The organism is Pedobacter frigoris (assembly GCF_032678645.1).
GTDB classification, from domain to species: Bacteria; Bacteroidota; Bacteroidia; order Sphingobacteriales; family Sphingobacteriaceae; genus Pedobacter; species Pedobacter frigoris_A.
On sequence record NZ_JAVTSP010000004.1, the window covers coordinates 402,628 to 416,934 of the forward strand.

A 14,307-nucleotide genomic window follows, 5' to 3' on the forward strand; every position below is an offset into this window, starting at 1 on the left:
ATCATAGTGGTTTCATATTAACAAATTAAGAAAGTTTGAGGAGTTCTCAAACCTCTCATTCAAAAATAATTACAACATGGTCTGATAGTGACTGCAATTATTAAAACATCTAAAAAAAGTCTTGTAAAAATCCAGCTATTTCAAAGGCACCGCTACATTTATCGAATGTTCACGGTTGTTGACTCCCATTGCTCCGAATAAAATTATGGGTACACCTTTTTCGCGATACAGCCATGGGCGTTCTATTTTATCTTCGCTGAATGTTCCATCAGCAAATTTTAGTTTGTAGGGTGCTACTGCGGGATATTTTGAAGCTTGCCAGTCGATACCATCCCTGGACTGCAATAAGGCCAGCGTAGATTTTCCCTTGTTAAAATAATCGACCACGTCGCGTACAATAGCGTAATATTTGCCTTTGTAAAACCAGATATAAGGATCTTCGGCCAGCATTTTTACGCTTTCCGTTTGTAAATCCTTAAAAGTAAAAATAGGTTCGGGATGTTTGGTAAATGGACCTAATGGAGCATTGGCAAATGCCACACCGAAGCTTACTTTACTGCCATTGGGTGCTTTTTTATCGGTGCTTTTATAAATCAGTATTACTTTACCTTTATCATTTACTGCAACCGCCGGATTGTTCACCATCATGGCATCAAATGCCGTGCTATCAAAGCTTGCATCCAATACAGGTTTGTCAAAACGTTTGAATTCTGCCTCGGGGTTATCGGCTACGGCTACCCCAATCCGCTGGTTGTTTCGGTATTCCCACCAGTTTTTATCAGCCATTGTAATGGGTTGCTTTAATGTGCTTTTGCCAGTGGTACCCATGTAGTAGAGGTAATACTTCCCTTTGTGTACAATGACATATGGATTGTGTGTCGTAGTACCATCCCAATATTGGTTGCCACGAGCTTTTAAAACCACTTTTAAATGTTTGTATGGTCCTGCGGGTTTATCGGCTCTTGCCAATGCAATTTCTGATTTGTTCACCCAGGCATAATGGCCATCCTTGCGCGGCCAACGGCTATAGAACATGTAAAACTTTCCATTTTTTCCTTTTATAACCGAACCACACCAAATGTCATAATCTTTATCGCTAAAAATATTTGTTAGGGGAATGGGCTGTATCATAGAAAAGATCTCAACGTTATCCATTGATACCAGATTACCATTTTTGTCTACCTGCGGTTTTTGGGCTTTGGCGTAAAAGCATGCAGATACGATGATCAAACTTAAAACCAGCTTACTCCTATATTTCATGTTTTTTATATTTAAATATTAATGTTTTTCACTGTGCCTGCTTTAAGCCTTATTTTCATTAATTGACGTTCGTACCTGACGGTATAAATGCCATCTTTTGATGCCTTAAAACTAGCCTGTGTTAATTTTTTATTTTTCCAGCTTATGGTTACTTCTACATTTCCTCGAGCCTTTAAGCCGCTAATGCTACCATTTTGCCAGGCATCCGGCAGCGCAGGCAACACGTGAATTTCTCCTTCATGGCTTTGTAATAACATTTCAGCTACACCAGCGGTATAGCCAAAATTTCCATCAATTTGAAAAGGTGGACAAATATCAAAAAGGTTGGCATATAAGCCACTTTTGTCACCGCTTGTTTCTGTGGCAGGCACAAAGCGGATGAGTTGTTGAATCATATCATATGCCTTATTGCCATCGAATAATCTCGCCCATATGTTTATTTTCCAGCCCACGCTCCAGCCGGTTCCGCCATTGCCTCTCGCATCCATAGAGCGGATGGCACCCTTTGCCCACTCTGGTGTTGTTAATGGGGCTATTTGTCTGCCGGGATAAACCGCAAACAAATGCGAATTATGCCGATGATGGTCCGTAGAATCATCTACATCCTCCATCCACTCTTGCAATTGCCCCCATCGGCCAATCTGAGGACCTAACATTTTTTTTCGTACACCCTCAATTTTAGTACGATACGCTGCATCAGTACTTAAAACTTTGGATGCATCTATGAAATTGCTAAACAAATCATACACGATCTGCTGGTCATAAGATGCGCCGGGATAAGATTTTTTATCTTCTTCGTTTTTACCAGGCCCATGCTCTGGCGACCAGCCATCGGGGCTAATGAGTTTGCCATCTTTATTGAGCACCAGGAAGCTTTCCCAATATTCGGTCAGTTCTTTTAAGAGCGGATAAGCCCGTTGTTTTAGAAAATTTAAATCACCGGTGTAGCAATAATGTTCCCAAAAATGTTGAACTAACCAGGCACTTCCGGGCCGATGCAACCGCCATCTGCTGGGCCCGCCCATTATGTTATTAGTGCTGTATGCCACCCAACCTTTTTTAGTATTCAGCAAGCTGTCTTTCGAGCCGCGGTTCACATTACCCAGGTTTTCTACCCAATCTAACATAGGGTAATGGCATTCTGGCAAATGGGTAATCTCAGCTGGCCAATAATTCATTTGAACATTAATATTAGTGGTGTACTGCGCATACCAGGCAGGCTTCACATCGTCATTCCAAATGCCCTGCAAATTCGCCGGCACCCCGCCTTTACGTGATGAGCTGATGAGCAAATATCTTCCATATTGAAACAGCAGGGCGTCAAAATCAGCATCTTTTTTACCTTCTGTATAGTCTTTTAAGCGGGCAAGGGTATTTTTATTGGGTGCCTGTCCCAGCGTCAACTGTACACGGTTATATAAAGTGCCAAAATCCTTTTCATGTTCAGCTTTTACAATAGCGTAAGGTTTTGCTACAGCAGCGCGCATCTGCATTACCAATCTGTGATGAGGAGCTTCTCCTAAAAATTCTTTACCGGAAAAGGGTTTAAAACTGGTTCCCGCAACAAGATATAAAGTAAATACGTCGGCGTCCTTAACAATGATGGAGGAATCGGTTTTGCTCATCGTACCACCTTGTGCCTTTAGCTGTAAGCGAGCCTCGTACTGCATTTTGTTTTCCAAAGTACCCGCAAATGAAAGTCCGTTACCGGTAACTGCAGTTTTCCCCTGATGCACATCTTTCAATAACACTTCTACATTTATTTTTTTTGAAGATGCTTTTACCTGCATTAGCATTGCCTTCTGGGGATAGCTGATAAAATATTCGCGATGGTAATAGGTACCATCGCTGGTATACGCTACAGTTTGTACAGCGTTATTTAAAGTGAGCTCTCTTTTGTAACCGCTTGGATTTTTATGATTCCATTTTAAATAGATATTGCCAAAAGGCTGGTAACTCCCGATGGTTTCCGTGGTACCGGTGGCCAATGTACTTTCATTAAACTGGATGCGCTCTGTCTCAGTGCCGCTAAAAATCATGGCACCCAATGCGCCATTTCCCATGGGCAAAGCTTCCAGCCAGTGGTTGGCAGGTTGGGTATACCATAAGGTTTGGTTGCTGATGGCAAGCTTATTATTTTGGGCGTATGAGGAAATATAATTACCAACCATTATCAGTAAGCAGGAGATCATACTATAGGACAAGAGAGAATTTTTGAATAAATCAGATGCGTTCCTTTTCATTATTTTTCAGTAACGGATATTGGTATTTGAACATTAAAAGTTTGCCTCACGCCCTTTGCATCCAGGGTATCTCCGGCGCATAACAATGTTACAGGTTTACCATTTTCTATGTATAACTGAGGTCTTTCTAAATGCGTAAGTTTTTGCACACGCTCATTGACCCAGGTGATGGTTTTGTCGGATATAATTGCTTGTTTAGACTGTACCCAATCCAGGCCGTTGGCAGATTCATATTGTACCAGCATCGCATCTTCTTTTCCGTTTTTGTCGTTTTCCATTTTCTTTACAATGGCCCGGTACTTCCCAGCCTGGTACCAGATATATGGATCTTCTGCAGGGAAATCATTTCCTTTTACGGTAAAAACCGGCTGAGCATATTTTTTGAAAGGGCCGGCAGGATGATCGGCAAAAGCCACCATATGCACGACAGGCCCGCCAAAAGGCAATGGCCTTTTCCTGCCAATGGCTTTGTACACCATTAGGTAACGCCCATCAGGTCCCTGTGCTACCGCCGGATTATTTACGGCCAGTGCATCCATCGCCGTACTGTCTTTGCTTACGTCTACCAGCGGTTGATCAAAGCGCTTCCAGGGTCCATAAGGGCTGTCAGAAATGGCCACGCCTATACGCTGATTGTTGCGGTGTGTCCAGTTTAGATTTTCAATGGCCTTATTGTCCCCGTTAGGGTTGATACCATCACCGGTATTGCCCATATAATACAGGTAATATTTTTTGCCGAATTTGTGGATCGTAGGATTGTGCGTGCAAAGTCCGTCCCAATATTGTGCGCCACGCACAGGCAAAGCCACGTCGGCAAATTTATAGGGGCCATATTGACTTTTGGCCACAGCGTGCGATACTTTTGAATCTGTAACCCAGGCCCAGCCCAGGCGCTTTGGCCAGGTTGAATAGTAAAGATGGAACATCCCGTCATCATCTTTTGCAACCGAACTACACCAGGTACTAAGGCTGTCGTTACTAAACTTGGCAGAAAGAGGTATAGGGTTCATTTTTATCTCCAACGAAATATCTTTCCTTACTTTGCAGAACTGGAAAAATATGGATGATAGACATAAAAAGGTTATCAGGATTTTATTTTTCATAATACCCCTACCACTTTATACACTTTAGTGTAGTTAAACTTATTATTTACATCAATAGCAATCACCAGCTTATCTTTTGTCTGTTCAAAATCTATTTTTTCTGCATCACCAACTAAATTAATCGACGATATTTTCTTATTATTATCAACAGACTGCCAGCCTAAGGCCGGTATTTCAATTTTGCCCTTTACCGGGTTAAGTACGAAAACATATAAGTTCTTATCTTTGGTCGTAAATCGCACCTCGTTGTGTGGGTAAGGCTTGCTGCTTATAGTACGTTCATTAAAATCTTCATTCTCTTGCTTTTTATTGGCCTCCAAATCGGCTTCGCTAATGTTCTTTTTCTGCCTTACACCGTGCAGGTTATCACCATATACTTTCCATGGCTTGCTACCGTAAATGGCCTCAGCATTAGTGTTTACCCATCTTCCAATGGTGTCGAGTATCAGCTTATGTTTAGGGGGAATTGTTCCGTCGGGCAATAATTCTACATTTAACAATAGATTTCCATTTTTGCTCATGTAATCTGTCAGCGTTTCAATTACCGTTTTTGCATTATGCCTTAATGGTTTGTCACTTTTATAAAACCAACTACCGAAGGTTAATGTGCCTTGCCATGGTTGAGGTAATATTGTACTGGAGCCTCCGCGTTCAAAGTCTTTTGCTACTGAAGGTTCATTGGCCATTTTTCCTGCCACCAGCACCGATACTTTCCCATCCTTATGCAGGCTCTGGTTGTAAAAATAGCTGCAAACCTCTTTACCATAATTTCCATATGGAAAACCGTAACCATCAAACCACAGCATATCAGGATTATATCTACTTATCAGTTCTTCATGACGCTTAACATAATTTTCTTTTACGCTTTTAACCCATTCCGGTGTGCGCTTTTCAGGTGGCAGACCGTACAGATCTGCAGGATCAAGCCCTTCCCACCACTTCCCTTTGCCATCTGCTTTGGTCAACCAGCCATCGTATTTAACGCCTTTTTTAGGCCCTGTGCTATCTGCACCGAAAGCACTTTTCCACCATTCCAAATAGCGGTCGTCGTGGCTGCTTACTCCAAATGGGATACCATATTTCTGGGCAGATTTTTGAAAGAGGCCGATCAAATCCTTTTTAGGCCCTACATTTACCGAATTCCAGGGTTGGTAGGTAGAGGCAAAATTATCGAAATGATCGTGGTGGTTTGCCAATGCTACAAAGTATTTGGCACCAATGTTTTTAAAGTATTTCAACAGTTCATCGGTATTTAACTTATCCGCTTTCCACTCATGTATGACATCTTTAAAACCTTTTTCTGATGGGTGTCCATAGGTTTTAACGTGATAAGGATAAGCACCCGCACCCCAAGTTTCGTTGCCAACATTTTGCATATACATGTGACGGGCATACCACCCACCACCCTCTGCAGGCTGGGTTTGAGCCCCCCAGTGTACCCATATTCCAAAACGCGCTTCGGCAAACCATTTTGGGAAATTATAGTCTTTACGTAATTCCTCCCAGGTAAGTTTTTTTTGTTGGGCTGATGCATTTAGTGAAATAAAAGCTGTGATGAATAGCAAGCCTATTTTTTGGTTCAATTTCATTGTGGGTGTTTTAATAATGCCGTTCATTTTTTATGAACGGCATTTATTTAAGGTAAGTTTTTGATTAACAAGAACCATTACTGATTAGTTATTGTTGATGTTCTCTAAAAATCATCCACTGCTGGTTTTGTCCGTTGGTATTGTTTTCTTGTACTATCCTCATCCCATTAGCTGTAGATGACTGGTAAACTCCTGCTATACGGTTGCTGGTCATGTTTACAATCTGATAATATCCCAATACATTTGGAAGCAGCCTGTAGCGCTGGTTTCCGCCCTCGTTCCACGGATTTTGGGCAAACTGTAAACCAAGGCCTGTAGCGGTTCCATCCCTTGCATCTAACACTTTGCCACTATTATAGTTTGTTAGTTTAAGATCTGCGCCACCGGGCTCAATTAGCCATTTTTGATTTGCGCTTAAATCTCTGGTTCCTTGCTGTACGCCCGCCACATCTGCTAAAGAAGCATTGATAATTTCCATGGCCTTACCGCTATGCCTTGCAAGTAGTGTAAAAGGAACGGTAGGGTAAAAGCCTTTGTTGGCCGGATTGCCAGCGCAAAAATTAACCAGTTTTAGCAACGAGCTTTCTTCGCTTTTAGGATCGTGCATAATTTGCCACATCATCATACCACCGATACCTTGTTGCAGGCAATAGGCTACTTTTTGCCTTAGTACAGGATGTCCATCGTACCACCAGGATTTGTTTGCGGTAGGTGTTTGATAATTTAAGGCATAGGCTTTGGGAGATTGTTGGAGAATAGTTTTTAACGAAACCTGCGTGTTCTTAACGCCGTTTAGGTATTGCCAGGCGTATCCCGGAAAACCCATATTAATTTTTGATGCTGGTAGTTTGGCGGAAAAATTAGCAAAATCAAGTTGAAACTGGCCAAAAGATGAATGCGAACCAGGTGAACTGCCGTAATCATAACACATTACATTTAAAAAGTCCAACCTGCTGTATACTGCGGCAGATAATTGATTTCTTTGATAGGCTGACAATGCTGCCGATAGCTGTTTGTTGTATAATCTTAACGTATCGGAAAGCTGTACTACAAAACCGTTATAGTCAGCCGTAATGCGCTCGTTTTCCAAATCAACATCTACGCCGTCAAAATTATAATCAGTAAGTACTTTTCTGATATTTGATATTACCTGTGCCCTATTGGCCGGTTTTATGAGGTTATCCCAATAGGCCGGGCCACCACCGCCGCCAAAGGAGAAATGCATTCTTACATTCTGGTTATGTCCTTTTATTACGGCCTGCGCAATGTCATTACTGATGGTAAATACACCGCTAGAGTTTGGATTGATAAATGAAATGCAAACATCTGTTAGCTGGTCAATGTTTACCGAGTCCATTTGTTGCTCCCAGGAGCCACCAAAAATAGCATAGTAGCCATACATGCGCAAATTGGTTTGCAAGCCGAGCGGATGGCCTATGGTACTGGTCGCATTTTTGATTTTAAATTTCCCTGTGGCATTTTCAGTTTCGGTCAAAGGCTCTGATTTCTTGCAGGATAGCGTAACGCCGGTAATTAGCGCCAATGCCATTAGCATTAGTTTTTTTTGATTCTTCATACTTTGGGTTTTTTGGTTAGTTCTAATTAAATTAATATTGCTTGTGGTTCTTGCTATATAATATTTCCTTCCCTCATACCGCTTTCATATACTTGCTTTATATCTTCATTTTGTGGTTATACTTTTTACATAACTCACTTCGCTCATGTAATCTTTTAAACCAATACTTTTTTTGAAGCCCGGTAGGGGATAACCGATGATATCAGTATTACCGAAGCAATACCTGCCACCATCCAGTTACCTTTTGTGGTTAGCATACTTAAAATTAAAAGCAATACGGCTATAAAGGATAGCGAGAAGGCAATCATGCACAGACCAAAACGGTTTTGTTTTTTTATAGCTATGGCTTCTTCTTCGCTGACGGCCACAGGCCCAGCAGCTTTACGTTGTGCTTTGCGAACCTCCAGCTGCTGGTACTCATAGCTTGTGAATTTTTTATACCGTGCATAAATTTCGTAACCCAATAACAGTAAAAATGGCAATCCTACGCCCAGTAACATTTCGTTGGCACGACTCAATTTTAAATCGAACAATAATGGGGTAATTACTTTAAAGAACAGGTTGGCGGCTAGCGAAATGAGCGTTATGGACAAAGTAGCTTTTCCGCTCAATCTTTTACTGAACAATGCCCATATTGGCGGAGCCAGCAAAGGTCCGCCAGTAATAGCACCCACGCTCAGGGTAAACTCCACCAATCCACCAATCAGCGGTACAATCAGGGCAACTCCGATCATTCCTAAGCCAAATGCCCATGATGAGCGTCTGGCCACTTTCATCAATTGTTCATCGGTGGCTTTCGGGTTTATTTTTTCTTTATAAATATCGTTTGTAAAAACCGCCGAAACCACATTCAGCGCTGTATTGGCTGATGCTGAAGTAGAAAAATACATTCCTGTTAAAATCAGTCCCATCAGCCCTGCCGGCAATACCTTTTGGCAAACCATTAAATAGGCATTTTCAGTTTCCATACCGGTAAGTGATGGGTTAATGGTTTGGTAGACCATAGGTGGCAACATCCACAAAACAGGACTGATAATATACAACCCGGCAAAGAGATAAGCTACCTTCGATGCCGATTTTGGCGTTTCAACACTGGTGTAACGCTGTACAAATGTCCAGTTGCCACCAATATAAAAAATATGGTAGATGGCAAAAGCCATAATAAAGGCCCAGGTATATTCGCCATTGACAGGCTTAAAAAAATCGGCCGGCACCTTGTTGATGAAATTTGTAAAACCTCCGGCTTCGCCCAATGCCAATGGAATAATCAGCAGTACTGCAGCAGTAAGAATAACAAACTGTAAAATATCGGTAACCATTACTGCCCATAAACCGCCTACCGCAGTGTAAGCAATCATTAAAATACCCAGGGCAATGGTTACCGGGATTAGAGGAAATTCGAGTGCAGTGCCTACCAAACGAGATACTGCATAGAGGACTGAACCTTTGATAAACAGCGACACCAGCATAAAAATATAGATATAGCTTTGCTGTACCTTTCCACCCAGACGCTCGCGAATAAATTCCGCTGCGGTAAGGTTGCCCGTGGCTTTCCATCGGGGTGCCAAAAAATAACCTGTAACCAGCCCACCAATGCACATGGTCCATTGTATGGTGATGGCCACCCAGCCATACTTGTAGGCAATGGAGCCCCAGGCTACGAAAGTGCCCGAGGAAAAAAAGCTCATGAACAACGACAAGCCCCCAATAGTCCATGGAACGGCCTCGCCACCTGCAAAAAAAGATTTGAGGTTACGTCCGGTACGGGAAAAGGAAATCCCTATGAGCATGATGAAAACCGAAAAGATGACGATTACCGATGTATCAATGTATTTATCCATTATTCAATTAGTAGTTTAAACTATTTTATTTTTTCTGCAGTGTCCGGATCTTTTTTTCAATTTCTTCATACCGCTGTCTTGCCTCTGCTAAAGGAAGCCCCACTGGCATGTCGGGTCGTTTGTGTCCCGTGGAATTAAGCCAGGCATCTTTCATAAGCCGTTGTCTTTCTTTCACCAGTTCAAATAGCTGCCTGTCTTTTTCCGTCGCCATCAGTGTGCCTTTTTGATCTTCTTTTACGGGTTGGTTTAAAGCCTGCAAAATAATTTTAGCGATTTGCCAATGTCCTTCTTCGTTGGGATGTATCTGGTCAGCAGCTAGCCGAAATGTGCTATCCCTGGCTATCTGTTCATTAAGATAATTCGTTAGCGTTGTATGTAAATCTATCACTTCCCAATTGTGCGCTTTACCATACCCCAGCAACCAGTCGGAATAGGCATCCATCACTTTATTATATCCATTTGTACGTAATTTTTTATCATCGTGCACCATGGGTGTTATATGAATAATACGTTTTACTTTGGCGCTATCCAGTTGTTTGTGTAACCAAATAATACCATCACGGAAAGCTTTAGAACGATCATCGTTCAAAGGTTTATAAATGCCATCATTTATTCCGTAACAGGCAAAAACCAAATCAGGTTTTGTCTGAGCCAGTACCCGGCTTAGCCGTTCGTGCAGATCCGGCCTTGGGAATCTTCCACCCGCATGCCCTTCTTCACTTAAACCCGAAACTGTTTCACTGCCCAGCCCCACATTAATAAATTCAAAATGATACCCCGGATACCGTTGCACCATATAGGCTTCTATATCCTCAACATACATTCCTCCATAGGTAATGCTGTTCCCCAAAAAGACAATGCGCTTTATATTTTTTACAAATGGGGACTGGGCGAAAGTGCTACATAAACTAAATAGCGTTATTACTATAAATGATACTCCTATTTTCATCAATATATTTTATTTTCTGTCCTGAGAATAATTTAAGTTAATTTTCATAAATTCTAACTTCGAAAATAGAAGCCGGCACATTGGCCGAAGGGTGTTCTACTTCGATGTTAATTGATTTTGTACTTATCGCATTGGATAAAATAATTTCATTGCGGGTTTGGTAATTGCCAGTTTTCTGTTGCAACAGGTTACCGGCATCATCGTAAATTTTGTAATTGCGCACACAAAACGGCATTACGGTCTCGGGGTGGGTCATGAGCACACTTTCCATGGGATGATCAAAATCACTATCGAAACTCAAAACTATTCTTTTTAGCTGTTTTACTTCATCCCATGTTATTTTTATAGTTGGGTTTTTACTATTGGGTTCGGCTACCCAGGCATTAGCTCCGGTATTTGGCCGGGGTAGGCCGTTCGCAATATTATAAGCACTAAAAGCTGTTATTGGGTTTTCTAACTGCAAAGCGATATTGTGCCCGGCAGGTCTACGCTGTGGGCACCAAAACTCAAAACTATCCATACCAATGCCATCAGGTGCTTCCTGCTTGCCATAGTTTGATACTGCCGGATTGCTCGTATTGAAAACTGATAAAATTCCCGTAAACATTTGTTTGCTACGTGGTATTTTTACTGCGGGATTTTTGTGCAATACTATAAATATGTACTGATCTGCTGTAAGCAATATATCTGTTTTTAAACTGAGTTGATTTTCTCCCTGGTTTAAATTGAAAGTATAACTGTCCAAAATTACATCAGGTGTAAAATTTCCTGTTTTTGAAGAAATCCTGATTTCGGCTTTTAAAACAGTTTTTTCATCTGCAAATGCCTTAAAATGTATTGGCGTAATTGCGCCTGATTTTAATGGTAATAACTGCGCAACTGCAATTTCAAGCGGTTGGTTTTCAAAATTTTCGGCAATTTGTTGCAATTGCAATTCGCTACTGGCAACAATTTTTGCCTGCTGTACCAAATCATTAGCCTCTTTTACTACAATACCTGGGATATATTGACCGTTTGCCAGTAGCTTTTGTTGCAGGGCGTTCATTTTTTGCAGTTCCAAAACATCGGCAGGCAAACAATTTTCTTTTTTACAGATGCTTGCTGCTGTAGCTACAGCCTGAGCAACATGAGCCCCTGTGGCCATTACCCGTGACGAACCAAAAGCCACGTGAGATGCGCTGATGATACGTCCGGCCAAAAACAAATTACTGATGTTTTTGGAATATAGTGTGCGGTAAGGAATTTGATAGATGCCCTTACTGTGCCATTGGTTACATCCCGGCAGGGGAGAGTACACACCATCAGAAGGGTGCAAATCAACACTCCAGCCGCCAAATGCGACAGCATCCTCGTGTTGGCGTTGTTCAATAATGTCTTGCTGTATCAGCATGTGATCTCCCTCGAAACGCCTGCTTTCGCGTTTGCCGGGTATCATTCCTACCCACTCTAAAGTTAAATTTTCCGCTTCGGGAAACTGACCTGAGTTTTTAATGTGGTTCCAAACGCCGTATACAATTTTCCATAATTCCCATTTTATCGTTTCAGTTTCGTGTATCGTATCCAATCGGCCACCGTATTCTATCCACCACAACTTACAGCCATATTCTTTAGCATTAAAGCTTTTAAAACGGGGGATTTTTGTGATGTCGTCCAAGGCAAACGCCGGTGCAGTATATTTTACAGGTCTGCCAGTATCTTTAGAATAAAAGTAAAGCGAATGGCCCAAAAGCTCACCATAGCTTTTATCTGGGGCAAACAGTTCGCCAAATTCTTGCTTGTTCTCGGCACCCATCCTAAAAGCCGCACCGGCTAAAAAACCCATAATGCCATCGCCAGAGGCGTCACAAAATAAAGGTGATTTTAAAGTGTAAGAAGTTTGGTTCTGGCTGCAAAAAGCGGTAGCACTTTCAATTGTAGTGACATCTTTTTTTGCAATCTCGTATACCACAGTATTTAACAACAGCGTAATGTTAGGTTCGCTAACTACTTTATCCAGCAAAATGCTATCGTAAATAATGGGGTTTCCTTCAGGATTTCGGTAGGTGTTCTCAACCAAAATCTCATCAACAACACCACCTTCACGTGCCCAGCGGTTGTTGTTGCCCATATGCGATGTAGCGCCTAGTATCCAAAGCCTAACCTCGCTACTGGAATTGCCGCCTAATACACTGCGGTCCTGCACCAAGGTCACTTTTAAACCTTGTCGGGCTGCGGTAATAGCCCCACATACGCCAGATAGGCCACCACCGACGATGGTTAAATCGCTTTCTATTTTTATTAGTGGAAAATTTTGTTGTCTGTTGTCTCCAGATTTTATCATTTTTTATTTGTAGATAGATTTAGGGGAAAATTAATTGCATTACATTTCGGAAAATGTTACTCCATCAACCTGTAACTTTTGATTGGCACCTGCCGTGGTGGTTATTTTTATAATCGCTTTTGTATTTTGTACAGAAACATGGTTAAGGGATACTTTTGTCCAGTTTTTGTAAGCAGGAACTTTAATTGTCTTTTTTGTTGTACCACTGATGACTGTAATTTCTGCCTGCTTTTTTGTGCCTCTACTTTTTACCCACGCTGTTAAGACATATTTTCCATTAGGGATATATTGCAAAACCTGCATGGCTGTTGCTTTAAATTCTTTGTCAGACTGAAATTGCAAAAACCGATTGCCGTTTTTAGCACTGGTGCTATCTGTTATTACTTTAACTGCGCTGGTGTCATTGCCTTTTGTACGGGCTACAATCCAAGCTACCGGGTAGCTCGGGTCGCCGCCTAAAACACGATGCTCAAAATCTGCATTGCCAATACGATTTACTCCGACCATATTTTTAGCATAAAACTTAAAATAGTCTGCTTGCATCGCCGCACCGATTGGTGGCGCTAGTAAGGGGCCAGACCAATCCGTTGCTATAGGTAAAGCTGTGAGCCAAACATTTTGCGGTGCATATACCTGCCACTTGCCTTTTAACCACTTTGTCCCGATAAATTTATGATCACAATAAAAATTAATTCGGTCTGGCAACCATTCGTAACCCACGATGATCCATTTAGATACATCCTTGTCTACCTCTTTTGGATTAGGCTGTTCACTTGTATGTACTGGAGTATAAATATGATAGTTCTGCGCAAGTTTATGGCCGCGTGAATCCATTTCGAAACCGTCAATTTCCAGAACCCGGTTTTCTTGCGGAAAGTTATCCTGTTCAACCAACGGTTGCCGTATGCCTGCTCCTTCGGCCTCATTTGTACCGGTAAGCCCCATGGACCAGAAAGATTGATGAAAGCCTGATAATTCCGGTTTTCCACCATATAACTTTACTTTCGCCTCATAATAACCGTAGCCAAAATTGTGGGCCGAAACAATGCCTCCTCCTTTAAATTTTTCATCACCTGAGGCGGTGCTGTCCTGCGTAAATAAAACAGATAAGATACCGTCTTTTTGTAGCACATTTCCGGGAACGCTGGAGCCACCTAATTTGTGGTTTTTTCTTAATAACCAGTCTGCTGGAGATGGAGTACCTGTTCCGTCAAAGTCATCTTTAAACAATAGTTGATACTGCGTTTTATTTAGTGTCTCTGGTATAGCTGTAGTAGTTGGTGTTTGCGCATACGAAATCGTGCTGTTTAGCAATAAACAACTGAGAATAGCCTGGTGTAGATTTTTACACTTCAATAATTGGAGGGTGTTAAGCATAAGATCGTGCAAATAATACTTTTTTATTAACCGGGGTTGACGTTATTTA

General features: G+C 41.7%; 9 protein-coding genes. All 9 read right to left on the reverse strand.

The window, feature by feature from the left end; all coding sequences use genetic code 11:
• Positions 1 to 135 precede the first annotated feature (135 nt).
• The 9 genes from R2Q78_RS15165 to R2Q78_RS15205 all read right to left on the reverse strand — a co-directional run bounded on the left by R2Q78_RS15165 (position 136) and on the right by R2Q78_RS15205 (position 14,270).
• On the reverse strand, positions 136 to 1,260 hold the full coding sequence (locus R2Q78_RS15165; protein WP_316793353.1) for a glycoside hydrolase family protein: 1,125 nt from the start codon (positions 1,258 to 1,260) through the stop codon (positions 136 to 138).
• A gap of 11 nt (positions 1,261 to 1,271) precedes the next feature.
• Entirely contained in the window at positions 1,272 to 3,503 is a 2,232-nt protein-coding gene (locus tag R2Q78_RS15170; protein WP_316793355.1) for a glycosyl hydrolase family 95 catalytic domain-containing protein, read from the reverse strand.
• On the reverse strand, positions 3,503 to 4,513 hold the full coding sequence (locus R2Q78_RS15175) for a glycoside hydrolase family protein (RefSeq protein ID WP_316793357.1): 1,011 nt from the start codon (positions 4,511 to 4,513) through the stop codon (positions 3,503 to 3,505). The genes R2Q78_RS15170 and R2Q78_RS15175 overlap by 1 nt, the downstream gene beginning before the upstream one ends.
• An 89-nt stretch (positions 4,514 to 4,602) precedes the next feature.
• Entirely contained in the window at positions 4,603 to 6,195 is a 1,593-nt protein-coding gene (locus R2Q78_RS15180; RefSeq protein WP_316793359.1) for an alpha-L-fucosidase, read from the reverse strand.
• An 88-nt stretch (positions 6,196 to 6,283) separates the two neighbouring features.
• Positions 6,284 to 7,771: a glycosyl hydrolase family 18 protein gene (locus tag R2Q78_RS15185; protein ID WP_316793361.1), complete on the reverse strand. Its 1,488-nt coding sequence runs from the start codon at positions 7,769 to 7,771 to the stop codon at positions 6,284 to 6,286.
• 155 nt (positions 7,772 to 7,926) lie between these two features.
• Positions 7,927 to 9,612 (reverse strand): sodium:solute symporter family protein, encoded by a 1,686-nt coding sequence (locus R2Q78_RS15190; protein WP_316793363.1) that lies wholly within the window; start codon positions 9,610 to 9,612, stop codon positions 7,927 to 7,929.
• A gap of 25 nt (positions 9,613 to 9,637) precedes the next feature.
• Entirely contained in the window at positions 9,638 to 10,561 is a 924-nt protein-coding gene (locus tag R2Q78_RS15195) for an SGNH/GDSL hydrolase family protein (RefSeq protein WP_316793365.1), read from the reverse strand.
• A gap of 37 nt (positions 10,562 to 10,598) precedes the next feature.
• Positions 10,599 to 12,881 carry an FAD-dependent oxidoreductase gene (locus R2Q78_RS15200; RefSeq protein WP_316793367.1) on the reverse strand — a complete coding sequence of 761 codons (2,283 nt, stop codon included), beginning with the start codon at positions 12,879 to 12,881 and terminating at the stop codon, positions 10,599 to 10,601.
• Between the two features lie 39 nt (positions 12,882 to 12,920).
• The gene (locus tag R2Q78_RS15205) at positions 12,921 to 14,270 is read right to left on the reverse strand and encodes a glycoside hydrolase family 16 protein (protein WP_316793369.1); all 1,350 of its coding nucleotides are present in this window, start codon (positions 14,268 to 14,270) and stop codon (positions 12,921 to 12,923) included.
• Positions 14,271 to 14,307: the final 37 nt, after the last annotated feature.

Excerpts from the sequence above, each read along its gene's own strand:
- R2Q78_RS15175 (WP_316793357.1), bottom strand. The coding sequence starts at position 4,513 with ATGAACCCTATACCTCTTTCTGCCAAGTTTAGTAACGACAGCCTTAGT.
- R2Q78_RS15165 (WP_316793353.1), bottom strand. The coding sequence starts at position 1,260 with ATGAAATATAGGAGTAAGCTGGTTTTAAGTTTGATCATCGTATCTGCA.
- R2Q78_RS15190 (WP_316793363.1), bottom strand. The coding sequence starts at position 9,612 with ATGGATAAATACATTGATACATCGGTAATCGTCATCTTTTCGGTTTTC.
- R2Q78_RS15180 (WP_316793359.1), bottom strand. The coding sequence starts at position 6,195 with ATGAAATTGAACCAAAAAATAGGCTTGCTATTCATCACAGCTTTTATT.
- R2Q78_RS15170 (WP_316793355.1), bottom strand. The coding sequence starts at position 3,503 with ATGAAAAGGAACGCATCTGATTTATTCAAAAATTCTCTCTTGTCCTAT.
- R2Q78_RS15200 (WP_316793367.1), bottom strand. The coding sequence starts at position 12,881 with ATGATAAAATCTGGAGACAACAGACAACAAAATTTTCCACTAATAAAA.
- R2Q78_RS15195 (WP_316793365.1), bottom strand. The coding sequence starts at position 10,561 with ATGAAAATAGGAGTATCATTTATAGTAATAACGCTATTTAGTTTATGT.
- R2Q78_RS15185 (WP_316793361.1), bottom strand. The coding sequence starts at position 7,771 with ATGAAGAATCAAAAAAAACTAATGCTAATGGCATTGGCGCTAATTACC.